This is a genomic window from Paenibacillus azoreducens (assembly GCF_021654775.1).
In the GTDB taxonomy this organism is placed as follows: Bacteria; Bacillota; Bacilli; order Paenibacillales; family Paenibacillaceae; genus Paenibacillus_AQ; species Paenibacillus_AQ azoreducens.
The window spans coordinates 6,381,936-6,408,475 of the sequence record NZ_AP025343.1 but is presented as its reverse complement, the minus strand read 5'-3'; the positions used below and the strand labels follow the sequence as shown (position 1 = coordinate 6,408,475).

The window sequence follows — 26,540 nt, the reverse complement described above, 5'->3', positions numbered from 1 at the left end:
AAATTAGCACTAAAATTATTGTTTATTCTGCTTCATGATGCTAATATTTTATGCGAAAGCAAAAGTTAGTTGATGAAGGGAGGTTAGTGCTACTTTTCTTTTTTAGATTCTTTTATGAATACGAATCAAGGAGTGAGACTTTTGAGCAGAGTTAAAAGAGGATGCATCACCGCCCTGGCGGCGCTCTTGTCCGTGCAGCTCGCCATGCCGGCAGGCAATGTCCATGCCGTGGACAATACCGAGCGGAAAGGGTATATCTCCCAGGTTCAAACCGGTGCGCATTGGGCGCAGGCGAGCATTGACAGATGGCTGGGCTTGGGGGTGGTTCAAGGGTATCCGGACGGATCCTTTCATCCGAACGAGAAAGTGACCCGGGCAGAGCTTGCGGCCATCATCAATCGTTTGTTCGGTTACACCGACAAAGCGGAGGTTCCTTTTGCCGATATCCCCCAAGGAGCCTGGTACGGCGAGACTTTGTCGCTTGCCAAAGCGGCGGGCTATTATGAAGGGTTTCCGGGGAATCTGTCCAAAGCGACCGCTTATATATCGCGGCAGGATGCTGTCACCCTGATTTCGAAAGCGTTCTCATTAAAAAATGAAAGCGCTGCAAATCCTGTTTCGTTTACGGATGCGGCCGAGATCAGCGGTTACGCGAGAGAAGCGGTAGCGGCGTTGGCCGGAGCGGTTTCCGGTTATCCGGACGGGAGCTTTGGTCCGGAACGGACCATGACGCGAGCCGAGCTCATCACGGTTATCGATCATCTGGTCGCCAAGTTTTACCGGAATCCGGGAGCGTTCTCGGACGGGGAGATTTCGGGGAATGCGATCGTTAAGCAAAGCGGCGTCACCCTGAAGAACGGTACGATTGCCGGAAATCTGTATCTTGCTCCGGGCATCGGGGACGGGAACGCGGAGCTTCAAGGACTCACGGTAAAAGGAACCGCATTTGTATCGGGAGGCGGGGAGCATTCGATACAAATCGGCGATTCTACCTTATCGAAACTGATCGTCAATCGAACCGGCGGCAAGGTTCGGATCGTGTTCTCGGGGAAAACGAAAATAGTTCAAGCTTCCGTAGGCACGACGGCCGTCATGGAATTGGGGAACGAGTCCGTCATTACCGGCATGGTGATTGGCAGCGGCGCGGAAGGTACGACACTGGAAGGCCAGGGCAGCGTGGACGTGATCAACGTTTTGGCCGATAACGTCATTATTAACGGTATGGCTGTAGAAAAGAACAAAAAATTCACCTTGAAAAACGGCAAGTTACAGGATGAAGCTCAATTGGACACTACACCTCCGGCTATGGTACGGGAACCGGGCGGATCGGGTTCGGGCGGTTCCGGAGGCGTAGTCACCAATCCGGAAACTCCGGGAACCCGTGCTCCTTATCTGGTGGATTCCCGGGCAACCGCCGAAACCAAATCGCTGTTTGCGTTCCTGAACGAAACGCGGGGCAAGGAAGTTTTGTTCGGGCACCAACACGACACGACGGTTTCCTTTGCCGGCAAGGACGATCAAGGCAAAGTCGTTTCCGATGTGAAAAATTCGGTCGGCGATTACCCGGCCGTGTTCGGTTGGGACACGCTCAGTCTGGACGGCCTGGAGAATCCGCCGGGAGTAGCGGGGGATTATGAAGCCAGCCGTATCGCATTGTCGGCGGCCATGAAGGAGGCGTACGAGCTTGGCGGTATCGTGACGCTGAGCACGCATCCTTACAATTTCGCCACAGGCGGCAGCTTCAACGACACCGGAAACACGCCGGGAGCGACGCAATCCGTCGTCACCCGCATCTTGCCCGGCGGCGACAAAAATGCCGATTTCCGGGAGTACCTGGACCGCATCGCGGCTTTCGCCACGCAATTGAAGGATGACGAAGGCAAACCGATCCCCGTTTTGTTCCGTCCGTTCCATGAGCAGAACGGCAGCTGGTTCTGGTGGGGTGCGGCCACGACGACGAAGAGCGAATATGTGGAACTGTACCGTTACACCGTGGAATACTTACGTGACGTGAAGCAGGTTCGCAACTTCTTGTATGTATTTTCGCCGAACGGACCGTTTAACGGAAACGAAAATGAGTACCTGGCGACTTACCCGGGCGACGAATTTGTGGACATTCTCGGGATGGACCAGTACGACAACAAGGACAATGCGGGAAGCGCCTCTTTCCTGAGCGGGCTGGTGAAAGATTTGAAGATGATCTCCAAGCTGGCTGACGCCAAAGGCAAAGTCGCGACCTTCTCTGAATACGGTTACAGCGCCCAAGGGATGAAAACAACCGGAAATAATGACCTGAACTGGTTTACCAACGTGTTGAATGCGATCAAAAGCGATCCAGACGCGCGCAGGATTGCGTACATGCTGACCTGGGCCAATTTCGGAGAAGGCAATAATTTATTCGTTCCTTACAAGGATGTTCCGGGCAAGGGAAGCCATGAGCTTCTGGAGGACTTTATTGATTATTACAATGATCCCTATACCTCATTTGCCGGCGAACTCAAAGGGAAAAACGTGTATAACCGCACTGTCGCAACGGCATCGGGCAAACCGTTCATGCACATCGTCACGCCGACGAACATCGGCACGGTTAGCGAAGCACCGTTCATCATCCGGGCGAAAGTGCTGAATACGATGCCTTCCAAGGTGACCTACAGCATCGGTCAAACAGGGGAAGAAATCGAAATGAAGCTGGATGCGGACGGTTATTATTCGGCGGCTTGGCTTCCCGAAGCGGCGCTGAACGGGAAATCGGCGGAGATTACGGTCCGTGCGCATCAAACGGGCAAAGCCGCGCTCGTTCAAACGATCTCCGTGTTTGTTAAGGTAAGGGAGCTGCCGGTCAAGCAGATTACTTTTGACACGGCGGACAGCCTCGGGCTGGTCCAAAATAACGGAGCATGGCCCGATACGATCAAAATGAATTTGACGCACGGTGTGCTGGACGGAGACGGGAAGCTTGAGCTTCAAGTTTCCGAAGGCCTTTCCGCCGGGGATTCCTGGCAGGAGCTGAAGCTTCAATTGACGGACAAAGCTTTATCGGACGTCGACCTTTCCCGGATCGGGCGTTTGAAACTGTCGGCGCTCATTCCGGCGTCGCTCGCCGGTCAAGGAGCGGCGATTCAAGCTATCGCCATGTATCCAGAGGATTGGGACCGTAAATACGGGATGGATGCCACCAAAAAAACGCTAACCGATTTGGAACAGGTGACCGTGGACGGCAAAACCTACTATAAATATGATGCCGTTATTGAACTGGACGATGTCCAGGCGGCTGCAGACGCAACGGGTCTGGCGGTTTCCCTGGTGGGAAGCTATCTTTCGCAGGGCGGCAGCGAATCGATCTATGTGGACGATCTCGGATTGTTCAGTGCCTATACGGCGCCGGTTCTAGATACCTCCCTTGTGGATGATTTCGAATCCTACGGGGGTTCGGACGATGCGGTAACCGCTAAGTATCCGAAGGCGGGAGGAGACGATGTGAGCGTTGGTTTGAGCAAGGATCATAAATTCTCCGGCGATTACGGTATGAAGCTCCAATACGCCATCGATACGGCGGGATACACGGGAGTAGGCAAAAGTCTCGGCACCGTGGACTGGTCGGATACGAACGCGCTTCATGTATGGATCGGAACCGGCGACACCGGCGCTTATGCGAAGGATGGCCGGCCGCTTAAGCTGGTGATCCAAATCAACATGAACGGGACCGCCTATGAGGCTTATCCGCAGTTGGAGGCTTCCCGAACCTATGATTTGACAATTCCGTTCAGCGAATTCGTCGTCGCGCCTTGGAGCTCAGGCGGACCCGTGTCCAAGGAAAGCCTGAAAAAAGTGACCGGCTTTAATCTTTACGTGAATGTTATGGATCAAGGACAACATAGTGGCGTCTTATACCTTGACGACATCCGGGCGGTGAAGGATGCCGGCATTCCGGAAGTTCCGGATAACGGTGGGGAGCAGCCTGGAACGCCTCCCGGTGTATTGTACAAATTCGAATCCGCGGCGGATATTGCCGGATGGCGATTAGAAAACAGTACGACCCAAGCGATGAATCCGGAATTTGATTCGAGCGAAGGGGCGCTCAGCGTCGAGTTTCCTTTGACGAATACGGGAAAAGAAGCTTTTGAACTCGTAGCTTCCCCATCCAATCTGGATTTGAAAAGCTTGGACAGCATCGCGGCACGGATCAAATTGAGCAACGGTACGGCGAAAGCCCGGCTATTCATGAAGAGCGGTTCGGGCTGGGCTTGGTCGGACAGCGGATCGCCTCTTCCCGTAGACGCCAACGGATTTACGACGCTGGCTATTTCCTTGACGGAGGCGGCTAAATCGGCAGGCGTCGATCTAAAGGATATCAAGGCGATCGGCGTTAAAATCGAAGAAATCGGGAATGACGGCGGATCCGCGAAGCTGCTTTTGAAGGACGTGATCTTGAACGGCACTGAATCCGAATTACGTTTCGCGTTTGATCAGGATGTGGAAGGCTGGGGAACGGAAGCCGGAAATGTGACCGTTACCCAAGGGGTGTATTCGGAAAACGGGCAGAGCTGGACTGTTTTGAAGAACGACCTGTCTTGGCAAACCGATGGCGAATATATTGCTGTTAGCAAAGTGGGGGACATGGATCTTAGTGCGTTTGACGGCATCGAGGCAAAAGTAAAGATCGTTTCCGACATTCCGAACGTTCAGGCAAAGCTATTTATCAAACTGCGTAACTACGCCATCTGGGTTGATTCAGGCGCGTTGAATGCGGACGGTGCGGGTTTCGCGACCTTGAGGATTGACTTTTCCAACATGTATCCTTATATCGGCGATCCCAATGAACCTCCATTCACGCCGGATGATCTGAAGAAAGGGAACGAGGTGGGCATTCAAGTCGTAACTCCATCCGGCACGGTGGGAAACGCAACCGTTTATATTGATGAAGTTAAGGCCTATAAAAACTGAATAATTCTTGAAGAAAACAGGGGTATTTCCTTCATTGTTCATGTTGAAGGATTACTCCTGTTTTTTTTTGCAGTAACAATGTTATAATGTGAGGAATTAAGCATCTTGGTTCATTTCGAACCAATCGGAAGGTTTGGAGAGGAATTTTCATGGGCAAAAAAATCACCATGCAGCATGTGGCGGATGCGGCGGGGGTATCGAAATATGTCGTTTCAAAATCGCTCTCGGGTAAGGGAGGCGTAAATCCAGCAACACGAGAAAGGGTTCTTCAAGTAGCCGCCAAGCTGGGTTACCGCTTTCACGCGCGTCCCACGAACGTGAGTCAGGGTACTGTGGAGGCAATCGGAAAGACAAGAAAGTCGACAGTCGTAGTACTGTTACCGAATATTCGTTATCAGCTTCGTGATTCTGTTTATTGGGGCCGGATCGTCGATGGAATAACGCAAGAGCTTCAAATGAACGGAGCTAGAGCAGTTGTGATTACCGATCAGACGGCGGATAGCTTTTTATCGCTTGTTGATCAGGATAATATTCAAGGATTTATCGGCGTCGGACAAGTTAGTACCCAAGTTCTTCAGGAGGCAGGGAAGCTTGAAGTTCCTATCGTATTGATCGATCACCGGGAGCCTCTAGTTAAATCCAGCGAACTGTTTGCGAATAACCGGGAATGCGTGTATCACTTGACAAATCACTTGCTGTCCTTGGGACATAGATATATTTATTTTGTCGGGGATACGGATTATTCTCTCAGCTTTCTTAGTCGTTGGAACGGCTACAAAGATGCGATGGAAGAGATGGAGTTTTCGGTATCCAAGCAGCATCCTCTGAGTTGTCTTGCAGGAGAAAACCGCGTGGAGCATACGGAACAGATCCGGGCCATTCTTGAATCTTGGAAAGGCCGGAATGATTTTCCGACTGCGCTTGTTTGCGCTAATGATGCGATTGCGATTTGCGCGATTAATGCGTTAAAGTCGTTGAATGTTAGAATTCCCCAAGAAGTGTCAATTACGGGGTTTGATAATATTGAGGACGCATTTTTTACCGAACCTCCGCTGACGACGGTCAACGTGGAAAAAGAACTGATGGGCAGAAGGGCTGTACAGGTTTTATTTAATCATATGACTCATGCTAATTTCCCGAGAGAAACGCTTTATATGTCCGGATCGATCGTATTTCGTGATTCAATTGCGTTAGGGCCGCGAATGGCGAGCTCAACAGAATAACCGTTTTTTTTGCTACTAGTTCGCAAATGAATTTTTCCGGTCATCAAAAAGTGACTCGCAGAGCGCGGGTCCCGACAAATTATGGAGTTATTAATGAAATGAGCCGCATCAAGACCAGAAATGGACATTGTAATTGACAGATCACAGACGGATTATCTGAAGTTATGGGGTTGGAAAAGGTTGTGGAGTATATATCGAAGAGGAGGACAAAAAGCTAAAGCAGATGTTTCTAAACGTATGATTGACCTGGGAATGAAAGTCTCGGTCATTGCTGCTACGGGTTTCTCTCCCGATAAGGTAGACCAGTTACACGGAAATTCTCATTGATTTCATCTGACGGACCGTTAACAATGGACGGTTCTTAATTTTTTTTTTGAACATGCAAGAATATTAGATTGATTGAATCAGCGGCGGACTAAGTATTGAATTAAAGTCTTAGGCATGTTCAATAAAATAACTGAGCAAAATGGTGGTAACAAGCGGAATTGAAAAATCCTTCGAAATATGTTTTGATTGGTTTTCCGAACAAACCAAAACATGAACGAAGGATATAACGCAAGGGTTGAATAGATGCAAAGAAATTCTGAAAGAAACGGTGGATTTGCTGAACGGAGGACAGAAACGGGTCGTCTTGGCCAAGCTGGCGAAGGAAGTCGGCCGAGGCGAAGTAACCCGCGTTGCACGAACCTTCCGAGTCAGTCGCAATACGATTGCCAAGGGGATGCGGGAAGTAGAATCCGGAGTTGCGGTGGCAGACCAATTTCATAAGCGGGGACGGCTCCGGGCTGAAGAGAAGTTGCCGAATTTGCTGAAGGACATCCAAGCCGTGGTAGATAGCCAGAGCCAGACCGAAAAACTGTACACACGGCTGACGGTAAGGGAGATCCGAAAGCAGTTGATTCAGGAAAAAGGCTATAGGGAGGAGGAGTTGCCCACCCTTCAAACGCTCCATACGAAAGTTAATGGGTTGGGCTACATCCTGAAAAAGGTAAGAAAAACCAAGCCGTTAAAAAAGATCAAGGAAACGGACGGAATCTTCAGCAAACTGAAGGAAATCCATGATAAGGCCAAGGATCAAGACAACGTGGTTCGACTCTCGTTTGATACGAAGGACCGTGTGAAGATCGGAGAATTTTCCAGAGGCGGCGCAAGCCGCGTGGTGGTCAAGGCAGCGGACCACGATTTTTCCAAGAAGTTCGTAACGCCGTTCGGCATCCTGGATGTGAAGGCGGACGAGAACGCGTTGTCGTTTACCCAAACGAAGGTGACGGCCGATTTTATGGTAGACGCGATGGAACGGTATTGGATCAGTAGCGGGTATGCTGCGAGCAAAGAGAAAGACACGCTGATTCTGAACGCCGATAATGGCCCAGAAAACAGCAGTCGCAGAACGCAGTTCATCAAGCGAATCGTGGAATTTTGTGCGCGTTACGAGGTGAAGGTTATTCTGGCCTACTAACCGCCGTATCACAGCAAATATAACCCGATTGAACGGGTGTGGGGACGGCTGGAGCAGCGTTGGAATGGCAATTTGCTCCGGGACGAAGAAACGGTCTACGAGTTCGCGCAAACGATGTCGTGAAAGGTAAAGCATCCGGGTGTATCGATAGTGGAACAGGCGTATGAAACGGGCAAGAAACTGAGCAAGAAAGCGATGGACGCCTATGAAGAGCTGATGGATCGCGATTCCACCCTTGGAAAATGGTTTATTACACTTCATCCTCAACGATGTAAAAAAGCATTGGAATTGGATTTTTCAACCTAAGAAATAGCCATTGGGGTAGGGGGAAGTGTATCCAAAAGTCGAAGAGTGGCTTTTTTTAACCAGAAAAGGAGTTCATTTCCAGACAGTATGGACTAAAACGGACACGCATTTCTTCCCAACTCTCCACTATCTTAAATTGATCAGTTATTTATTTGATTGTGCCTTAGACGGCTGTAGTGTTACTTGAACCCTCGTTCTCCGTTTGTTCAATATTTCTGGGAATAATTTTGTCTCCATTATTACTTTTTAGTTTCATTCAGTCTTCTTCAACAGACTTGGCAATTGCTTTCGTTTCATGAACCGTACCATAAGGATGCTTTGGGACCATTATACACGATCAAGTTTGTACAATACGTTTGAGGACAAAGAGACGCTTTATTCTGAGGCACTGTGTCATTACAAAAAAACACGCGATTATAGAATAAATCTCTTGGTCAATTCTTCTTCCGCAAAAGCTGGCATACGGTACTATTTTGACTATCATATCGCTTCTGCATTTGATGAGAATTTGTCCGGAAGTTACTTGATTACGAAAGCAACCATTGGCTTGGATACGCTGATGAACAACTTCGTACAATGATACAAGACTTTTTCGAGGAATTGTAACAGGCATTTTATGAGCTTCTCCGGGAAGGACAGCAGACGGGAGAAATCGATCCCAATAAAGATATTAAGTCGCTATCTCACTTATTGCTAAATCTTAATCAAGCATCAATGTTGTATTCAGATGACGTACAATTGTTTGTGTACTATGATATGGATCCTTCACTGGGGACAAAAAGTAGGGCATCCTCAGAGATGCCAAGTGACCTGAAAGGATGGAACCTTACTCATGACTACTGTATACGAATTAGTCCTCCCAGATCTACTTGATAATCTTGTGAAGAACTTTGTTCAAGTGAAGATTGAACTCCTCATGAAAGAAGAACTCAGCAACTACCTTCACGTTGAGCAACCTAATCACTGGAACAGCCGCGATGGCACTATGAATGAACTCTGTATACCCGTTATGGTAAAGTTGACGACCTGCAAGTTTTTAGAGATCACAATGGTCAATATCAAACGCAGGTGTTTGAGCCGTATCAACGACGTGACGGTTGGCTTGAAGAGGTGTTATCTATATATACAAGGCCGGCATGGAGACCCGAGATGTGACAAAATTCATCGAGAGCATGTTTGGCTTCCTATAGCCTCCGACTACGATCATTAACAATTACCCTTACCGTACTGGAGGACATTGAGAATTGGCAAAACAGACCGCTCGAAACTCGCTATTATGTGATTTACTTAGATGGTCGCTATATCAAATTAAAACGCCAAACGGTCGACAGTGAAGTGAACCTGGGCATGGGTATCAATGAACAAAGTTGCCGACAAATCTTAGGTTTCTATATCGGCGGCCATGAAAGCACAAATGAATGGAGAGATGTACTAAGAGACCAGCATCGCCGTGGTGCCAAAGAAGTACTGCTTGGTGTGTTCGATGGCCATCCATGACTTGAGGAGACCTTTAAAGAGACTTAGCCGAAGGCGGATGTCCAACATTGCATCACCCACAAAAATGCGCGGGACTCGCCCTCGTCTACGTGGGAATTATGGATTACAATGAGACTGAGTGATCCGCGGATTTGACGATGAGGGGATCAAACAAAAGCTCAAAGAGATGTTTGAATAACGGTTGCTACCCGAGTGGAAACGTTCAAAGCAGATTGCATAAAGGTCCTTTTGCTGCCGGCTTGACATGGAGCGGCGATACCTCGTAAACTCGTATCGCCAAGGCAATAACCTATTATGCCCGCCTTTCCCATGCAAAGCCTTTGAAGAAAATTCCCTCCAGCATCACGCGATAAAAACGCTATTCGATGATCCTTTTCTAAAAATTCAAAACAATGTGATTTTGGTATTCATCGTGCTGATGGATACCCCTACCGTAAATTACCATGGTATACACAAAAGGCACAATATACACCAACTTCTTGACGCTACCTCTGGTTGTTATACCATGTAATTCTATTTTAATATACATAGCATTTAAGAAGCTGATAATAGAGTTGATGATTAGCCTTTGAATCAAAAAGGTCATGGGAGCTATCGCCGAATAGGATGTTATGACTCAGCATTTGAAGCAAAACAGGCTTTAAATTTTCAGTTACGGATAATCCCACTGCACATACAGAAAGGCCTTTACAGCGTTCCAAGGCCCGATAAAACACTGGCAGTTCATAAGGCATAGCCGAGCCGCAGAGTACTCGAACATCTGCTTTTGTGAAGGAGTCCTGTAGTCTGGGCTCACCTAAAACTCCACAATCCGTCACAATAAAGTTATAATCGCGATCAAACTCTGGGGTTAAGTAAAAATCAGCCCCCTCCATTACATAAGCGTTACCCACTTTTTCCGGATCGAACAGATGGATAATGTGAGCCAAATGCTTGCTCGTGTTGGCTTCTAAATAACAGGCATTCCCTCCATGTGCTTGAATCCAAAAAACCAAATTCATTGCTGTTGTCGTAACGCCTACCCGTCGATCGCTACCAGCTACGGCAATCTGTATGTTTTTACAATCAAATCTATATTTTTCTTCATGAGGATGAAAAGTACCCACTGTTTCGTTAACCGGTTCAGGGGGAAAAGCAGGAATATATCGCTGCATCCCTTGCTCTGAAAAGCAATCCTGTATTTCTTCCAGCATTGTCTTGATATGTTCTGAAGTCACCACATTCGTGATTCTAATTTGAATTAGTTGCTGTAGAAAGGGACTGCTGTCCGGCAGTCCTTCGGCAATGACAATGATACGAATCTCGTACATCGTTTGAAACGATAAAAGGGCCTGTATCATTTCTTCATCGGATTCCAATATGGCCTTTCGATCAATCGCGATGTATCGAACATGGTTAAAGTGCCGCATGTCCTTGACCACAAAGGAGAGGAGCGAAAATTGTCCGATCAGTTTCTTTACCGGCATTTCCTGCTCCATCTCGAATTGATCCAGTAAATTCACGTTTGCATGGCTGGTCAAATATAGAATCATGGTCATCCTTCTTTCATAATCAATAGGATTGCTCCTACAATCACGATGATGATATAAATGAAGAGCTCGATGAGTTGCTTCTTTTTATCCATCCTTCATCGTCCTCCTGCAGATCCCATATAAGCAAACTTGTATTCGGGAATCTCGAAGTGGACGTGCATGCGTTTGGAGCCGATCATAAGTAAGGCGTGTTCGCGTTTTTTACTGGCAAGCAATTCCTCTTCCGCTTCGGTTAAATTGTATAGTTCTCGTGTTTCTTGGAGATTTTGTCCATCGGTTCCCATTAGGATTTTGATGCTTGGAATATCGAGCAGAGCTTGACCGTACATTTTTACCTCGGGGGCAAGAAAGTCAACCACGCTATGAGAGACGATCGCCAGACTCGCCTCATACTTCCGCGCTCTCTTCTCAACGTTCCGCAAAAAGACAAGGCTTTGTGGGACGTTCGGGTCAATCATAAGGTAAGATTCATCACAGATCAGTAGTACCCGTTCATTCCGATCTTGCGACATTTGTTCCCAGCACCAGGACAGCAGATTAAAGTATTGCGTTCGCTTAATATTGTCGGACGTATTTTGCAGTGAATGCGTGTCCAGGCAAATGCAGCGGCTGCGGGTTTGAATGGTGCTGTGACCGTTCCATAAAAAAGAATCCCCGCCGTGTGCAATGTCGTGCAACAGCAGGGATAATTCTTTATAGACTTCATCGTTTGTATTCTGTTCTTTAGCTTGAAGAAGGTCATGGAGATTGGAAAAGGTAGGGAAGTCCGTACTCGTCAGTTTAGAGATGTCCGTTGTCCAAGAGATTTGAAACTGGTGATATAGCTCGATTAAACATTGCTTGAGAACGGCTTTTTGCATCATTGTAAGATCAGGGATGTAAAGATTAAAAAATATCTCCAAATTTTTGAGATGCAAGGCCATATCCGACATGCCGTTTCCTTCATCCTTATATAGGGGATGCTCCTCGTCTTCTTCGTCACGAGGAGCTGGGCGAATTTGCAGCGGATTGATTTTCCCGCCCATGCCGCCACCGGCATTAATCCAATCGCCGTTTAACTTCTGAGTCAGTTCCTTATATTCAGATTCCGGGTCCACAAAAATGATTTTGGTTCCTTTCATATATTCGCTAAGCGCGATATGTTTGACCGCCGTCGATTTACCCACACCGGCTACACCCATCACAACGATGTTGGAATTCGTTCGATCGCCGCCGCGCCGCCATAGATCAACAATAATCAGCCCGCCGCTGGCGTCTTTAGCTAAGTAATAACCAGTCCCGTCATTAAAACCACTACTGGCAAAGGGAAACCCGCCGACGAAGGTGCTCATCGGCATAATTTTGTTCAGCACCTGTTCAATTTGCTCATGCGCTGGATATAAGGGAGATAAATGAGTGTAGCTTTCTTTTTGTAGGTGAGCGAGCGTACGAATTTTACAGCGCATCATGCTGAATGTATTTTCAACGCGGCGGCAAGCACGAGTAAAATGTTTTTCTTCCTGGGCAAACGGCATGACAACCATATTCATCAAACCAACTGTCTCGCCGTTCTGGTCGATTTGCAACATAATTTGTTCGCCGTCTGCCGCTGCCTTTTCTGCCCGCTGTCGGGTGAGCGGGTCTTTTGCGCTGTCGGCCAGACTGCGGTTTTGGGTGATGGACTTGGAGATGGCGTTGATCAACGCGCTGTTGTCAATCGGCTGAAAACCGATGGCAGCCATAGTAGCAGGCAGATTGGTAAGAGGGGAGAGCCAACCAATGTCCACTTTTTGAGGGTATTGGATTACGCCATACATTTTTGCAGATTCTTCACCGACGGAGAGGCCTGTGCGTAAGAATTCAAGGCCCATTGGTGTGATCGCATTCAACAAAGAGGGATTAGAGGACACGGAAGTATCTCGTGACATATGAATTGCCACTCCTTTCATGAATGAATAATCCAAAATGGTCCGCCTGCACCGGCATTTTTTCTGGCTTCAGCCAAGATGATATTGAAGTCCCAAGTTTGCTCGCTCCTTTTTTTACTTGCAGGATCAGCGACTAAAATGTGTCCATCTTCTGTGACGCCGCGCAGAACAATAAAATGGCCGGTTGAAGTGAAATGGCCTTTGCCCATAATGGCGACAACGAGCTTACCGGCAGCTAAAGCATCGATGATGGTCTGCTTTTCCTTAGCGGTTGCGCCTGTTACCTGTAAGCCAAAATGTTTGGCCCCGTCTGGAATCAGGCTATGGTAGCTGCCGGTGCCTTCCGCTAAATATCCATTGTCGTAGGCCCACTTCGACATGGTGACCGGATCAACGGTTTGATCAGTGAGAAGCGTGGAGACAACGATGGAAAGAGAAGTCGGGCCGCAACCGGCAATACCGATCGTATCGATAGGGCCATAAGGCTTGTCTGCCCATCGAGCATCCATTTGATTGAAGTACACGACCTCACGGCTACCGTCTTGAAATACGACACCCTCATATTGCTGCCCGTTACTTTCCAAGTAACCGTCATCTTCTTTCTGTAACAACTGTGTGTATCCGTAATCAGAACGCAATCCCTTTACAATCGGCGTTTCATTGGGAGTGAGGAATATCTTGAGGGATTCGATTGGTGAAGTTAACAGTTGCAAAATCATAGCAATCAAAAGTAATAGCGTGGCGGCAGGAATTGCGATGAGAAGGAGGAGTCGTTTACGTGCTTCTTCATCGGCTGCCACTTTCACGGCAAGTTGTGCTAACAGCTTGGCAGTAGTTGGGTCCATGTGTTATCCCTCCCTGTAAAATAAAAATGGTATTGCTTCCTCTGGGTCAGCTTGGTCCAGATGACTGTATGCTGGGTTGTTTACCAGATTGCATAGCCGAACAATCTCCTGTTGCTTGAGGAGTTGAGCCTGAACCCCAGCATCCTCAAAGTGCTGGACAAGTCGCTTTGCCTTGTCTAGTAGTTCGCGTTCACCGCCTTGCTCTTGCCGTTGCCAGAGTGACAAATAAAATTGTCGCTCTACCACTTCACCGGATAGCGCTAATGAGTTCATCTCCATCAATTCTTGACGCAGCAATTCTTTTTGTGCTGAATCGGCAGAGGGGAGCAGGGAGGAAAGATCTGTGATTAGGGGAGAAATATCGACGGGGCGGCTTACAGCCAGAAATTTAAAGGGGAATCGAATGGAAGAAAGCTCAGCGGTTAGCTTGCGGATGAGCATTCGTTTCTCTGATAGGCTTAACAGGTCAAGGCTGATCGGAAAGATGCGAAGATAAGATAGTACCCAGCCGTCCAACGTATACAAGAAATGGCCTTGAATATCTTGAACGTTGACGAATTGTTGCGCTGTTTGCGCGGCCGCGTCGATGGTCAATTGCGACCGTCGTTTGCCGGTTCGGAGAAAAAATAGAACAGCTCCTCCGCCTATGACGCAGAAGAGCAGGATGAGGATCGGTATCAGCATAAAAGCAGCACCATCCTTTCGTTATTTTAGTGGTGAAATATGCCAATCGGAAAACAAGTTGCCGGAAATCGTGATCGCACTTTGAAGCTGCAAGGTAAGCATCCCGTCCGGTGTCCAGGCGTCCAACACACGAGTAATTGGAGTATAGAAACCGTCGGGATACCAAATAGGCGTAAAGTGTACCCGACTTTGATAAGTGGAGAAGTCATTCGGTTTTAGCCCAAAGTCGGCCTTTAATCCACTCGTTTTCGAATCATGCAATCGCCAATATGTTCGATAGTTAAACTCAGGAAAATAGGAAACGGCATTTTGCGCGCCGGTTAAGTGGCTGCTGGGCGCATTTGAAGGCACGTCAGCCGATACGTCCATTTCAATTCCGTATCCGGATTTGATACGGTCGGAAACTGTACTGGGAGACTTGGCATCAGGGGAAATAGATTGTGTGGCAGAAAGCGAGGCACGATAACCTGTCCAAGTATATTCCCACCAGCCCTGATCCTCCCAATGTCCGTTGTCTACCCAATAACCGGAATCGGGTCCCGTGCTGATCCAACGCCACTTGGGAATCCAAACCCAATATTCATGCCAGTGTGCAGACCATATGCCCCATGAAGCGGACGTTTTATCTGCATAGCTAGGGATGGACGGTTGCCGAAAACTGTCATTTCGATCTGTGGCCTTCGGATCAGGGGGAGTATTCTGATTTAAATCAACAATGGAGGCGGTGATAGAAGATGCACTTAATGAACCCTTGGAGGAACTTACCTGAATGGAGAGTGTTTGTGGCTGGCTTGGCGTGCGCCATTTCACCCAAACCAGTTGACTGTCCCCCTCTGGAATGACAATATTGCTAACCGTATAACGGCTACCCAAAATATGAAACGATACGCTGGCTGGGGATTCGGGAGTAATCGCGGCGGAAGTGGAGAGCCTTACGGAGGTGATGACATCGGTATTGGTACGGTACTGCACGCTTGTCTGGACCGGTGGTGGAGGTGTAGTTGGCGCACCGTTAAAACGGACAATACCAAGTCCTAAGGATGAGATAATCTGGTCGTTGCTCACTCTGCCTCTGCGTGAGCCGCTCCATGCGGGAAAATCGAGGTCAGGCGTTTCAAGAAACATGGACAAAGGCAGATTTTGATGGGTGAGGCTCACCATCTTGGAACGTAGACCGCCACTAAGGATTTGATCGTACAAAGCCGCTTCATGAGCAGTCATCGACATGAATACGCCTTGAAAGGTTAGATACGCAATGGGCTCCAGCAACAGCTTATAGTTTCCGTTAGTTAACGAATCGAAGTCGATGCCAGTATCGTTGGCTACCATTTTTACTGCGCCTTCAGAAGTGAAATATTTTTTGATGACCTCGATGTCGGTAACGGTTTCGCCAGAGCTGATTATACGTGGCATTGGCGATGCAGGGATTTTATATCGGTAGATATCGGTAGAGGGCTTCAATGGGCTGTGATTTAGATATTGAATCTTGCTAGTCTTCCCAAAGTGTATGATGTCTCTAGGCAATGTCTTGTTGGTATAGTCAATAGGGGTGGAAACCACTGCTTTGTCACTAGAGCGAATTATGGTAATCCGTACTCCGTCATAACCGGGTGACCATTTATTTTGAGATGTTCCTGATCCCATGTCCCCTCCGCCATTGTCAATATTCCCGTCGCCGTTTGCATAAATAGGGGAACAGAGGGAAGAAACCATGACCAATAAAGTTAGAACCGATATGAGGATACGTTTCAATCGAATCTCCTCCCAAAGCAAAGAGGTACAGGTGATTACCTGTACCTCTGCTTCATTAATAGATTAATCCATTGTACCTATTTGTTTATTCCAATCACCATCTGATTCACTTTTGCTACCTTGACTAGGGCCTCCTTGCTCAACCCAACCGAACCCTGGCACGAGGACTTTTCCATTTTCGTTTTTGTTACCAGCTTTCGGCTCATCCTGCGGCTTGTTGGGCTGAGTTTCCTTCTCCTCATAAGTAGGCGGAGTGTCAGGAGACTGTGGTTTATCTGTTTCTTTGGGCTTAGGCTTTGGCGGCTCTGTCGGCTTTGGCGTTGGTGTCGGATCGGTAAGGGGGACTTCGACTTCTGTAACTTCTTTCTCCGGTTGCAGGCCAGGTGGTTCTGAAATACTTAGTTCTGTATTTTGCGAAGCTTCGGGAATATGACTTGAAGCAGAACCGTCTTTTTCGGGGTTCTGCCCAGGTGATTCCGAATTTGTGTCGGTCTTAGAAGATGGTTCGGGATCAATATCGGGTATCGTCACAAGAGCAGAATCGGGAGAGGGAGGCACGATCGTTTCAACCTCGGAAGATTGGCCTCCATCGTTGCTGAACGCCCACAAACCAATGGCACCTAAAAGAATAATGCAACTCGTCCATACCCATATTTTACGTTTCACGACGAATCAACTCCTTTTCAGTGAACGAATCGAAAAAGGAAAGGTTATCCTCATTATAATGTATAAATCTGTAAATTCCAACTTGAACAGCGATCTTGTTGATTACAGTAGAATCTTGCTTGCACTTTCAAAATCGTGGTCGATACACAGCCTGAACCTTCAAACTCGCTTTCATGGGAGGCAGATGGCCCCAGCCGAAAGATAGCGGCACGGAAAGCTGTAGCTGTGCCTCGGCGGTAAATTGTTGAATGGAATCGGGTGACGCAGGAGCGAACGGCGTATTCATGATATCGACTTCAAGTTCAGAGATGCTGTACTCGGTGTAGTCAGCGGATTTCCGCATATATCTGCTCCCTTCTTGAACCAGTCCTAAATCCCGGCTAATGCGGTTGTAAATGTCACCTGTTGTCCAAGATTCTTGCCATTGATTGTCGGCTCGAGTATACCCGCCTGAATAGCTTTGCCGCAAGCCGTTGTAGACCAGGTTGTAATTTTCTGTTGCTACGGATATAATGGCACTTTGTGTGGCGATCCTTACCTCTGCTGCGATGATGGATAGCCGGAAATATTCAAATATGCAGCAAGATAGCAGCAGAATTGCCAGCACAATTGTAATCGCAAGCGGATACCCGCTGCCGGAACAATTTTTCCAGAATCGCATCATTTCCAGTACACCTCGGACTTTCCTTTCGCAGTAGCTGAAAGCTCGATGGGAAATGATCCAAAGCTTCCAAAACCGATATCTGCTGTCGTGCGCAGTGTGACTGTTACCTCTTGGTTGATTTGAATTGGGCCGGTTTTGCTCCATGCGATGTTGGGAGACAGCCCGGTTTGCAGTTGCAACTCATTGGCTCGCTGTGTGGTTTCAGGGCCGACTCTGCCAGAAATCTCTGCTTCCCGGGCCAATTCACTCGCGAACGTATCCAGCTTTTGCTGGGCCATAAATACCGGAAAAACTTGAACGGCAAGTCCGATGCAAAGCATGGCTGCGAGCACAATGACGGTAACATCGATATACCCTTCGCCGCGGCGGGAGCGGAGAGCTCGATACAGCATAGAAAGCCTCCTTTCATAAGCAGATTAAAACAACTCACCAACAGCCTTCATAATCTCCATGCCGATAATGACCATGTAGGTAAGCATGAAGCAGGCTAACATTAGGAAGGAATATTTGCGGATTTTGCCGGGGCGCTTCATCGCGATCCGTTTGAGTCGTTGGATCTCGGCCAGCTTGAAATCATGCGCTAGCATTTCAAAATAGACCACACCCTGATCACCGCGCAACACGGCCAACAAGCCACGTACCATATCAGACAGCATCGTGCTGCCGATCCGGGTCTCCAGTCGGAGTAGCGCGGTTTCCAGACTACCGCTTTTCATATCAGCGATCGTCATTTGTAGTTCATGCTGTAAACTCTCTCCAGCATGGTTCGCATACGTCTCGAGTATCCGCAGGACATCGCGTGAGGCCTTCAATTCTTGCGATACGGTTGCGACGAATCGGGGAAGTTCGGATTCGATTTGCTCACGCTTTTTTCGTACCGCTTCATCGGCGGAGCGGTAGTCTTTAAAAAAGAAGGCGATAGCCAGAAAGATCAAGAGCGGGGATAGCAGCGGTAGAAAGGGAAGAAGGGCCATTCCGGCACCAAAGATTAGACTTGCTTTCACAATCGCTTGCGACAGAAACACTTCGGGCGTGAGGGTGATGCCGGCTGAACGAAGCGTAGCCGCTGTTTTTCGTTTGTAGTAGTCACTGAGCTTCAAGTGTTCGGCTAGCCAAGCGGAGAGGCGAAAGAGCAGGACATGCAGGGAGGATGATTTCCCTTTTCCAATTTTGGCGACCTGCAGAATCGCTTTTGTGTTGGCACGGGTGGAGACTTGCAATAGATCGGCTAATAAAAAATAGGCTCCGGCTGCAAAAAATAGACTGAAGCCCACAAGAAGTTCAGTCATGAATCAGATGACACCTCCTTTACCGTTCCCATTCATCTTCAACTTCATCTGGCGAATGCAATGTTTCGTATAGAAAGCCGATTTGTTCCATCACCGGAAGGGAGATGGAATCGTAGTTGGCGGCCCTTTCTGCAACGCTCGGCAGTTTGCCCATTTAAGCCATGGACAGGTAGCCATTGCCCGCGATGATGATATGATCGAGTACTTGGATGTTTAAGGGCTCGAAAATATCGACCATCCGTCGCGTTAACTGTATGTCTTCGGGAGAAGGGGAGAGGGTGCCGCCCGGATGATTATGCGCAAAAATCACAGCAGAGCAGTCGCAATTCAAGGCGGCTTTTAGGACATCACGGGGGTAGACAGGCGCTTGGTCGATGCCGCCTTCCGAAATCGTGCGGGTCTCGATGATGCGATTGCTGTTGTTCAAGAAGGCAACCATAAACCGTTCCCGGTCCCGAACGCCATCGAGAAGCGTGGAAAAATAGTCGCCAGCATGTTGTGGTGAGCGAATACACTGTCTGGCGTTTTCCTCCTCCCACTTGACCACGCGGTAGGCCCGAAGGAACGCATTGAGTTGCTCAATTTTTTGAAATTGTGCAGTGGTCGGCTCCAATACGCGAGGATGTTCCAGTACGTTGATGAGGTTGTTTACCTTGCCGTATTCCTCCAGCTTGTGCAATGGGATGCGGGTTAATTTGTGAATGGAATGGACAAAGTCAGCCACATACTTCTCATTGGTGTGGAGCTGGCTCACATCCGTTTCCCTCCCCAAGTTCCACATACCTTTTTGACAGGATGTCTATCAATGATTGAAGCGCTTGAAGTTTTTCCAAGCTTTCCGTTGACAAGGGCATTCTCTCATCTAACTTTTGGAAAAAGCCGACCACGCCGTACCGATTAAGCAGCCTTTCCAAACTGACCCACTCATCCTTATCCGCCTCTATCAACTCTCCCAGCAAGGAAGCGACGTCTTTGTTGTTCATATAGGGGCCTCCTATCTTCGATAATCGAGTGGCCGCGTCAGCCGAATGACGGCAGCCAAAGATACCAAGATTGCTAGCGCGCACAATGCCAACACAGCATGCCCTGGCGTCGTTTGCGTCAGAGCGCGATACCAATCCCGATTTAAGAAATAGAGCAGTGGAATGTTGCCGATCAGCAGCAGAGCCATCGTAATAAACTCTTTGAGTGGTTCATAGAGGGCTGCGTCCAGTTCAGCCGAAACGACGCGCATGTCGGATAGCTTGGCGACAATGGGCATGAGTGTCGTTTTCAGCGCGCGATCCTCCTGACAGGCCATCAATGCGTCGCACCATTCCTGAAAGACACTATTATGAATGCGACCACGCAGTCTTGTGAGCGCCAGATGAAGATTCGTATGAATCAGTTTGGACTCCGCTAAAAATGCTTGAAACACATCGGATACGGGCGGATTCAGATACGGCAAATTCTCCTCGACCGCCGCTAGAATATTCTCGCTGCGCAGATAAGATGTTGTAATAACGGATAATGCGGTTTCCAATTCGTCATGCAGCCGCTTTTTGTAGAACGTTGCACGAAATAGCACGATCCAAAAAGGCGACATGGCAAACCCGCCTGCAAGGACGGGCAAAAGCCAAATGTTGTTCAGTATCAGGGCGAGTAGAGCGCCGCCTATCGCCAGCATCAAGGAAAGGGCGAAAAGGAAACCTGTACGCTGTTCGTGTCCGATTTGATGTAAGATCGTGGTCGCCTCGACAATGGTGGCGCGCCAGCCCTTCAATTTCTTCGGTCGCTGAACACGCCGAATTTGCTCGGCGATCGGCTGCCTGCGCATCTGCCTCCGTTGCAAGAACTCCGATAAAGCTTCCATTAACGAACGGGGAGTCAGGCTCAGTAATATCAGGCTTCCAGCGGATAAGCCAACAAAGGAAAGCAGGAGCAACACCATCATGTGCTATCGCCCCCTCTTAATTGTTGCAACATGGATAGCGGCAAGCCATTTTCCAATAGACGTTTCTGCAAACCGGGTGAGATGTCATTTACTTTTTCGAAGTCACCTTCGATACGAATTTGCCCGCAGACTTCCCGTGTAGAGTGGACGGCGAATCGGTATAAAGGAACCACCTCACGCGTACCGTCAGAATGAATGCGGCATTCGGTGATTTCCATGATGCGACGGACATTATCCTCCAGTTTTTTGACAAACAGAACAATCGGAAATGCTTCAGTAACCAGATTGTACAGTGTTGTATCGTTCATTTCGTATTTTTGTGTGCAAAGTGTCACCATTCGGTAATAGGTGGCGAGACAGGAATTGGCGTGGGTTGTCGTAATGACCGTATGTCCGGTACGGGCTGCTTCCTGTGCAGCAAATGCTTCGGCAGATTTCATCTCACCTACACAAATTACATCGGGGTTGGCAGTCAAGGCATACTCTAACAATTTTTCTTGGTCGATGTTTTGACGAGGGTCTTCACTGGATCGTGTCACTGTATGCACCACGTTGTTCAGGACGTGCCCTTCCCCGTCCGTCATCACCAGGTCAAACTCGCGAGTGCCGTTTTCAATCGTAAAGATTCGCTTGTCATAAGGAATCGTTGACAATAGCCAGCTCATAAGGGTCGTCTTGCCGCTGCCGGTTGCTCCGGTTACGCAGATCGAAAGACCGTATCGCAGGCATAGGCTGAGAAAGTCCAGCATTTCACCGGTGGCTGTACCGCTGTGGATAAAATCTTCCCGCGCCAGTTTTTGTGGGTTGACGATTCGAATGGAAGCGGCGATGCCCTTGTCCTTATCCGTGATCGGCATGCCGAAAACGGTAATGCGAATATTGTTGGCCAAGTGTCCGCGAACGATGGGCTGCGAGTAGTCGAGAATCATACCGGATTGGTGCAGCAAACGCCTAATGACATTGATCGCGTGTTCAGGGGAAGCAAATTGTTCATCAGCAGGCAGGATAGCGCCATTCGTGTAACTGATTTTCACGTCGTTATAGCCGTTAATGTTGATCTCTTCCACATCACTCGCGAATAAATAGCGTGTCAAAAACGAATACTCGACCATTTCCGCATACAAACGGTCGATTAGCTCATCAAAAGCTAGGCCAGGCACGTGCAGCCGGTGATCGGTCAAGTATTGACTGATATAGGCGATAATCTGCTGCTTCTGTTCTACCTGATGACTACTGAGCAAAGTCGCGTATTTGCTGGAGAGGTAAGCTTGCACCTCTATCAACACTTCACTAAAAGGCTTGGACTGGCTAGAGAAATAGAGTGCGGATTGATTCATTTTCGATCACCTCGCCAAAGTTCAAGCTGCTTTCTGAACCATGGAGCGACAGACGCTTTGCTCGTAGCTGCCGCGGTACTCTTATGTGACTTCTGTACGTCCTCGGGGATGATCAACCTCATCATGTGGGAGATGCCTTCCTGATAAAGAGTCGCGTCCTTGCCGGGCGGAAGCGGGTCCATGAGTCGTGCTTCGAGGGATTGTTGTTCCAGCGCTGCGACGTGCGGCAGAAGGAATTGGATTCCCCCGACAACTTGGCTATATGCCCGGTTATCTTGTCCCGGCTTGACATTGGACAAAATCGGAATCGTCTCCGCATGCTGAAATCGGGCATCGGACAATAACGGCAAATAGGAGGCGTAAAACATCAGGCTTTTGAGATCGCAGTTGTGAAATCGGAATATTACGTCGGCTAACTCCAGCGCCACGGTCGAAAGCAAATAAGAAGACACATAACTGGCGCAGTCTACCAGCACAACATCGGCAGTATGTCTGGCCAGAGTCAGCAAGTCGACGGCTCGCTCGCGGCTATAGTCAGCATAAGAAAAGACATGATCGCCTTTTTTATAACCGAGAAAGGCGAGATGGGGCGAGCCTTTTAACGCAAGCGAATAGTGGAGCAGATCTTCCTGGGCAAGCGAAGGCAGACTGAGCAGCTCACCAAGCGATTTCTGCTCATTAGCTTGCCCAGGTACGATAGCGGCAACGGAAGGGCAGAGGGCGTCACTGAATATGACGAGTACATTTTTACGGTGAGCGGCCAGAGCTTGCGCTAATTTGACGGTAGCGATGGTTTTACCGCTATTCGGACTGCCCCATAGGACGATAAGCGGTTTATTACTCATGAGCAACATCCTCCGGTTGTGATTTGGACGAGAAATACGCTTCTTGTTTATCGAGGAATAACTGTGTTGTTGCCGCATCTCCCCGATAAACCAATGCCGCATGTAGTTTTCCTTTGCTTTCAATGTCGGTCAGCAATACGGCTTGCTCAGGCCGGACGAGCAAGGTAAGTGTGGAAGGCAGTTCTCTTTCGTTTTGATCGTTTGCTGTGGTTTGGGCATCCAGACCACTGCTGGTCGTAACCGACAGCACTTCTACGTATTGCAGTTCCGGGGGCAACGTGGTTGTGCGAAAGTCGCCGTAGTCGGTGGCGAATAAGCTAACAATATCACCAGGTTGAAGCTTGCCGGAAAGGCCCGCTGCGAGGCTTTTGATTGTAACCGACAAGGCTTGTCTCTGTCCGTCCAGACGGGTTAAATAAGCATCGAGGGGAGAGGCTGACAATTTGGAAGGGAGCAAATAATCTCCAACTTTCAGATCCGCCGCGGCATACTGTCCGACAACTTGGTCTTCGGATTTTAGCACGTCAGTGGGCAGATTGTAGGCTCCTACATACACGGTCTCTACATGAGCGGCAGTGATGGCCTCGCCCTCGGCTACCTCTTGAACGATGCGGGCAATCGCGACTTTTTCACTGGCGCTTCGATTCAACAGCGGCGCAATGCCGAGACAAAGGATAAGGGATAAGATTATGCAACTTATCCCCAGAACGGTACGGTTTTTTAGCCAATTCATGAATTGGAATATCCTCCTTCGTCAATCACAAATAAAGTAATGTAAACGTGAGCAAACCGCCTGCCGTAAGAAAAGGAACGAGCGGGAAGGCGGTTTGCTTGGTTTTTTTAAGCCCATGACGATAAACGATTCCTATCGCGAAGAGCAAAACGAATGTTAACCCGATAATGCTTTGCAGAAGGCCGCCGACTGGGCCCAAAACAAAACCACAGGCTGCCATCAGCGTAATATCGCCGCCGCCGATTTTTCCGTTTGTGGTAACAGCGGCAAGCAGATAAGGCAAGCTGGTAGATACGAGGCCGATAAGAGCCGGAACAAGCTGGAACTGGAGCAAGCCTGAGCCGATTAAGGCGATCGGCACCCAATTGGGGACCTCGCGTGTGCGAATGTCGTGAAAACTAGCAATAAGAAGAAGCGTAGAAAATAACATCCCCTGTATCAGTAAGGCGGTGGCGGTTTCTGTGTGCATCATAGCTTGTATTCCGTCGTAGTCCAAGTGTTTAAACTGCGATAAGGGTAGAACTTCTGAGACTTGGCATAACGAATCATAAACATGATCTGATCCAGTACAGACAAATTATGACGGTCCTTGGTTGTCATCATCACAGAGGCGGACACGCCGATCAGGAAAGTAACCACTGCGAGCGGAACACTTCTGCCCATCAGCCAAAGACATAGGGCGACTACAACAGCAGCAAGTGAGCCAATAGATGATTGACCAAGCTGATGTTTACCGAAGCCGGGAAACCACTCGGCTTCCGGCTTGACGCCTAAGGGAATGTATAGAGATTGATTTTGATCCATGGTAAAGTAGGAACCTCCTTTTTCCGATTGAAAAGAATTAAGAACAAGGGATAGAGGGTAAGGAAAGGGGAAGGTACAGGCCTTTGCTTCGATATACATTTGTGGTATATTGAAGAGCTTAGCGTTTTCATATCAAATATGAAAGAAAGCGGGTGGAGTATTTGACATCGAATCATAATCATTCAAATATGGCATCTACCAGTGAGGAAAGGCTTCAGAAAGCAACGATTGGTGAACTGAAGCCTCACAACACATCCATAATTCTCCAGGATTATGATCCGCACTGGCCTAAAATTTTCGAGCAAGAGGCCGAACGAATTCGTTCAATACTTGGAAACAAGGTTCTGCAATTGGAGCATGTTGGATCTACTTCGGTGCCAGGATTATGTGCCAAGCCAATCATCGATATGCTGCTGGTAGTAGAGAATTCTGCGGACGAAACGGCCTACGTTCCTGACTTGGAGGAAGAGGGGTACACGCTACACATACGGGAACCCGATTGGTTTGAACACCGTCTATTCCAAGGTCCCGATACAGCAATTAATCTTCACGTATTTAGCCAGGGGGCGTCCGAAATCGAGCGAATGTTGCTTTTCCGCAATTGGCTCAAAGCGAACGACTCCGACCGGGACGTGTATGCACAAGTGAAGCGTAGCTTGGCACGACATCAATGGCGTCACGTGCAAGATTATGCAGATGCAAAAGATTCAATTGTAAAGGAAATTATGGAGAGAGCGAATGCGGTTAAGTGAAACGATTAAGATTTGCAGGGGCTCATAGATGCAGGTTCCGCTTTCCCCTGTGATAGGGAGGGAAACCTCTGTTACTGGTAGTAATACTGAATAATGTCCTTCACTTGCCAGATGCTTTCTGCGAGCAGATAAAACAATACGACATTGCGCGTGCGCTTTTTGTATTTGGTTGCTTCATCGTCGGCTCCTGAAAGGCGCACCATGCAATAGATGAAACGGAAAACGCAGCCCAGGCGAATGAGTACGATAATCGCCTGGGCCAGTTCCTCTAGCGTAATCATTTCTTCACCCGGCCTTTATGAGCTTTCGGGCCATGCCGACTAGCCTTACGCTCTGGTAGACGTTGTTCACGACACCGCCGCCCCCACCGGTTGTAATCAGGAAGTCAGACAGGAATCGAGGCGTCCGAATCGCTACCACCATGCAAGCCATACCCCAAAAAATATGGTCTTGCAACATCAGGCCAACGCCCAATTTGGCTAGTGCGATTTGAATGACGACGGCCAGCATCGATTGCATGAATTTCTGCGCATAGGCGCGAAAGATGCCTCGATCATTATCCAGCAGCCCTGCGCAAGCAAGTGGAATACCGACCCGCAAAATAAACATCTCCAGCCCGCGCATCAGAAATTGGAAATAAAGAATGAAGAAGCAGACAACAAAGATTAGACCGAAAATGGCCGTCACGAGTCCCAATGAACTGATGCTGTCCACCCAATACTGCCAGTTATAATCGGTGGATTGGCCAATGACGACCAGCAGCCGGTCGGTTAATTCCTCTACGATCTGACCGAGCCACGTGTAGATGGTGGGAAAGCAGATGGCGACGGCCATGGCCCGGAAAAAGTTGGTGAGCAAAAACAGCGGTTCCTCATCCGGATCGCCGTCCGTCCAAAGGACATAAATTTCAAATCCTTTTTTCAAAAACTTCAAGATCATAAGCGCGACGCCAAAGCTGAATAGGATATCATACAAACTCTCAGCAAGATCCACACCGGTGGAAAGCGTCATGTAACGCTCTGCATAAAGAGAGATGGGGATGATGTCTTTCAACAACGTATCCATGTAGATGAGCGTGCCATTTAGAATGGCGATAATGAGTAACAATAGAATTTTATCCACCGATTCCTCCTTTCCGGGAAAGCGGCGGTAACGCCGCTTCCGCTCCAGGCAGGACTTATCCCCTGTAATTGAACATTTCCTGAATTCGTTGTTTCAGCGTCGGTAAAATGGTATCACCAAAGAGCATATACAGACCGGCCAAGACGAGCGCCCCAATGACAACAGCCATAAGAATCTTGAGTAGGGTAAGCGCCCAACGCCTTGCCGTTTTACGAGCGGCAGGTCTTCAAACACTCCCCTCCGAAC

General features: G+C 48.5%; 23 protein-coding genes and 2 pseudogenes. 5 read left to right on the top strand and 20 right to left on the bottom strand.

Translation table 11 applies throughout. The features are described from left to right. Window positions 1-141: 141 nt before the first annotated feature. The 4 genes and pseudogenes from L6442_RS28600 (at window position 142) to L6442_RS33215 (ending at window position 9,429) form a co-directional block, all read left to right on the top strand. A complete protein-coding gene (locus L6442_RS28600) occupies window positions 142-4,944 on the top strand; it encodes a glycosyl hydrolase (protein WP_212978254.1) in 4,803 nt (1,600 codons plus the stop codon). A 149-nt stretch (window positions 4,945-5,093) separates the two neighbouring features. Then, on the top strand, window positions 5,094-6,167 hold the full coding sequence (locus L6442_RS28595; RefSeq protein ID WP_212978253.1) for a LacI family DNA-binding transcriptional regulator: 1,074 nt from the start codon (window positions 5,094-5,096) through the stop codon (window positions 6,165-6,167). Window positions 6,168-6,717: 550 nt separating this feature from the next. Beyond that, window positions 6,718-7,932: pseudogene (locus L6442_RS28590) on the top strand (ISAzo13 family transposase). A 996-nt stretch (window positions 7,933-8,928) separates the two neighbouring features. Continuing rightward, window positions 8,929-9,429, top strand: a pseudogene (locus L6442_RS33215) (transposase). 518 nt (window positions 9,430-9,947) lie between these two features. Here the strand turns inward: L6442_RS33215 and L6442_RS28580 are convergent. From L6442_RS28580 to L6442_RS28500, 17 genes are all read right to left on the bottom strand, one after another. Beyond that, window positions 9,948-10,961 (bottom strand): hypothetical protein, encoded by a 1,014-nt coding sequence (locus L6442_RS28580; protein WP_237100114.1) that lies wholly within the window; start codon window positions 10,959-10,961, stop codon window positions 9,948-9,950. Between the two features lie 95 nt (window positions 10,962-11,056). Further along, the gene (locus L6442_RS28575; RefSeq protein ID WP_212978249.1) at window positions 11,057-12,868 is read right to left on the bottom strand and encodes a VirB4 family type IV secretion system protein; all 1,812 of its coding nucleotides are present in this window, start codon (window positions 12,866-12,868) and stop codon (window positions 11,057-11,059) included. A 17-nt stretch (window positions 12,869-12,885) separates the two neighbouring features. Beyond that, window positions 12,886-13,713, bottom strand: a complete 828-nt coding sequence (locus L6442_RS28570; RefSeq protein ID WP_237100113.1) for a C39 family peptidase — start codon at window positions 13,711-13,713, stop codon at window positions 12,886-12,888. A gap of 3 nt (window positions 13,714-13,716) precedes the next feature. Then, on the bottom strand, window positions 13,717-14,397 hold the full coding sequence (locus tag L6442_RS28565) for a hypothetical protein (RefSeq protein ID WP_212978248.1): 681 nt from the start codon (window positions 14,395-14,397) through the stop codon (window positions 13,717-13,719). Window positions 14,398-14,418: 21 nt separating this feature from the next. After that, window positions 14,419-16,149 (bottom strand): DUF8193 domain-containing protein, encoded by a 1,731-nt coding sequence (locus L6442_RS28560; RefSeq protein ID WP_212978247.1) that lies wholly within the window; start codon window positions 16,147-16,149, stop codon window positions 14,419-14,421. Between the two features lie 63 nt (window positions 16,150-16,212). Further along, window positions 16,213-16,815, bottom strand: a complete 603-nt coding sequence (locus tag L6442_RS28555) for a DUF6550 family protein (protein ID WP_212978246.1) — start codon at window positions 16,813-16,815, stop codon at window positions 16,213-16,215. Window positions 16,816-16,942: 127 nt separating this feature from the next. After that, entirely contained in the window at window positions 16,943-17,479 is a 537-nt protein-coding gene (locus L6442_RS28550; protein ID WP_212978245.1) for a hypothetical protein, read from the bottom strand. Then, a complete protein-coding gene (locus L6442_RS28545) occupies window positions 17,476-17,871 on the bottom strand; it encodes a DUF4320 family protein (RefSeq protein WP_237100112.1) in 396 nt (131 codons plus the stop codon). Before L6442_RS28545 ends, L6442_RS28550 begins: the two co-directional genes overlap by 4 nt. A gap of 24 nt (window positions 17,872-17,895) precedes the next feature. Further along, the gene (locus tag L6442_RS28540; protein WP_212978244.1) at window positions 17,896-18,768 is read right to left on the bottom strand and encodes a secretion protein F; all 873 of its coding nucleotides are present in this window, start codon (window positions 18,766-18,768) and stop codon (window positions 17,896-17,898) included. Between the two features lie 154 nt (window positions 18,769-18,922). Next, the gene (locus tag L6442_RS28535; protein WP_212978243.1) at window positions 18,923-19,522 is read right to left on the bottom strand and encodes a JAB domain-containing protein; all 600 of its coding nucleotides are present in this window, start codon (window positions 19,520-19,522) and stop codon (window positions 18,923-18,925) included. Continuing rightward, window positions 19,500-19,751: a hypothetical protein gene (locus L6442_RS28530; protein WP_212978242.1), complete on the bottom strand. Its 252-nt coding sequence runs from the start codon at window positions 19,749-19,751 to the stop codon at window positions 19,500-19,502. Before L6442_RS28530 ends, L6442_RS28535 begins: the two co-directional genes overlap by 23 nt. Before the next feature lie 11 nt (window positions 19,752-19,762). After that, window positions 19,763-20,701 (bottom strand): hypothetical protein, encoded by a 939-nt coding sequence (locus L6442_RS28525; protein WP_212978241.1) that lies wholly within the window; start codon window positions 20,699-20,701, stop codon window positions 19,763-19,765. Beyond that, on the bottom strand, window positions 20,698-22,038 hold the full coding sequence (locus tag L6442_RS28520) for a CpaF/VirB11 family protein (RefSeq protein WP_212978240.1): 1,341 nt from the start codon (window positions 22,036-22,038) through the stop codon (window positions 20,698-20,700). Before L6442_RS28520 ends, L6442_RS28525 begins: the two co-directional genes overlap by 4 nt. After that, window positions 22,035-22,883, bottom strand: a complete 849-nt coding sequence (locus tag L6442_RS28515; RefSeq protein ID WP_212978239.1) for a hypothetical protein — start codon at window positions 22,881-22,883, stop codon at window positions 22,035-22,037. Before L6442_RS28515 ends, L6442_RS28520 begins: the two co-directional genes overlap by 4 nt. After that, on the bottom strand, window positions 22,876-23,616 hold the full coding sequence (gene cpaB / locus L6442_RS28510) for a Flp pilus assembly protein CpaB (protein ID WP_212978238.1): 741 nt from the start codon (window positions 23,614-23,616) through the stop codon (window positions 22,876-22,878). Before cpaB ends, L6442_RS28515 begins: the two co-directional genes overlap by 8 nt. Window positions 23,617-23,641: 25 nt before the next feature. Continuing rightward, window positions 23,642-24,046: a prepilin peptidase gene (locus tag L6442_RS28505; protein WP_237100427.1), complete on the bottom strand. Its 405-nt coding sequence runs from the start codon at window positions 24,044-24,046 to the stop codon at window positions 23,642-23,644. A gap of 38 nt (window positions 24,047-24,084) precedes the next feature. Beyond that, the gene (locus tag L6442_RS28500; RefSeq protein WP_212978236.1) at window positions 24,085-24,420 is read right to left on the bottom strand and encodes a hypothetical protein; all 336 of its coding nucleotides are present in this window, start codon (window positions 24,418-24,420) and stop codon (window positions 24,085-24,087) included. A 188-nt stretch (window positions 24,421-24,608) separates the two neighbouring features. Between L6442_RS28500 and L6442_RS28495 the strand changes: the two genes are divergently transcribed. Beyond that, the gene (locus tag L6442_RS28495; protein ID WP_212978270.1) at window positions 24,609-25,172 is read left to right on the top strand and encodes a GrpB family protein; all 564 of its coding nucleotides are present in this window, start codon (window positions 24,609-24,611) and stop codon (window positions 25,170-25,172) included. A gap of 71 nt (window positions 25,173-25,243) precedes the next feature. Here L6442_RS28495 and L6442_RS28490 read toward each other — a convergent pair whose 3' ends face one another. From L6442_RS28490 to L6442_RS32910, 3 genes are read right to left on the bottom strand one after another with little or no spacing between them, the layout of a single operon-like run. Next, complete coding sequence (locus L6442_RS28490; protein WP_212978235.1) at window positions 25,244-25,453, bottom strand: mercury transporter; 210 nt, start codon at window positions 25,451-25,453, stop codon at window positions 25,244-25,246. Between the two features lie 4 nt (window positions 25,454-25,457). After that, window positions 25,458-26,294, bottom strand: coding sequence for a conjugal transfer protein TrbL family protein (locus L6442_RS28485; protein WP_212978234.1), 837 nt, complete (start codon window positions 26,292-26,294; stop codon window positions 25,458-25,460). Between the two features lie 55 nt (window positions 26,295-26,349). Then, window positions 26,350-26,469, bottom strand: coding sequence for a DUF6133 family protein (locus tag L6442_RS32910; protein ID WP_272880362.1), 120 nt, complete (start codon window positions 26,467-26,469; stop codon window positions 26,350-26,352). Window positions 26,470-26,540 lie beyond the last annotated feature (71 nt).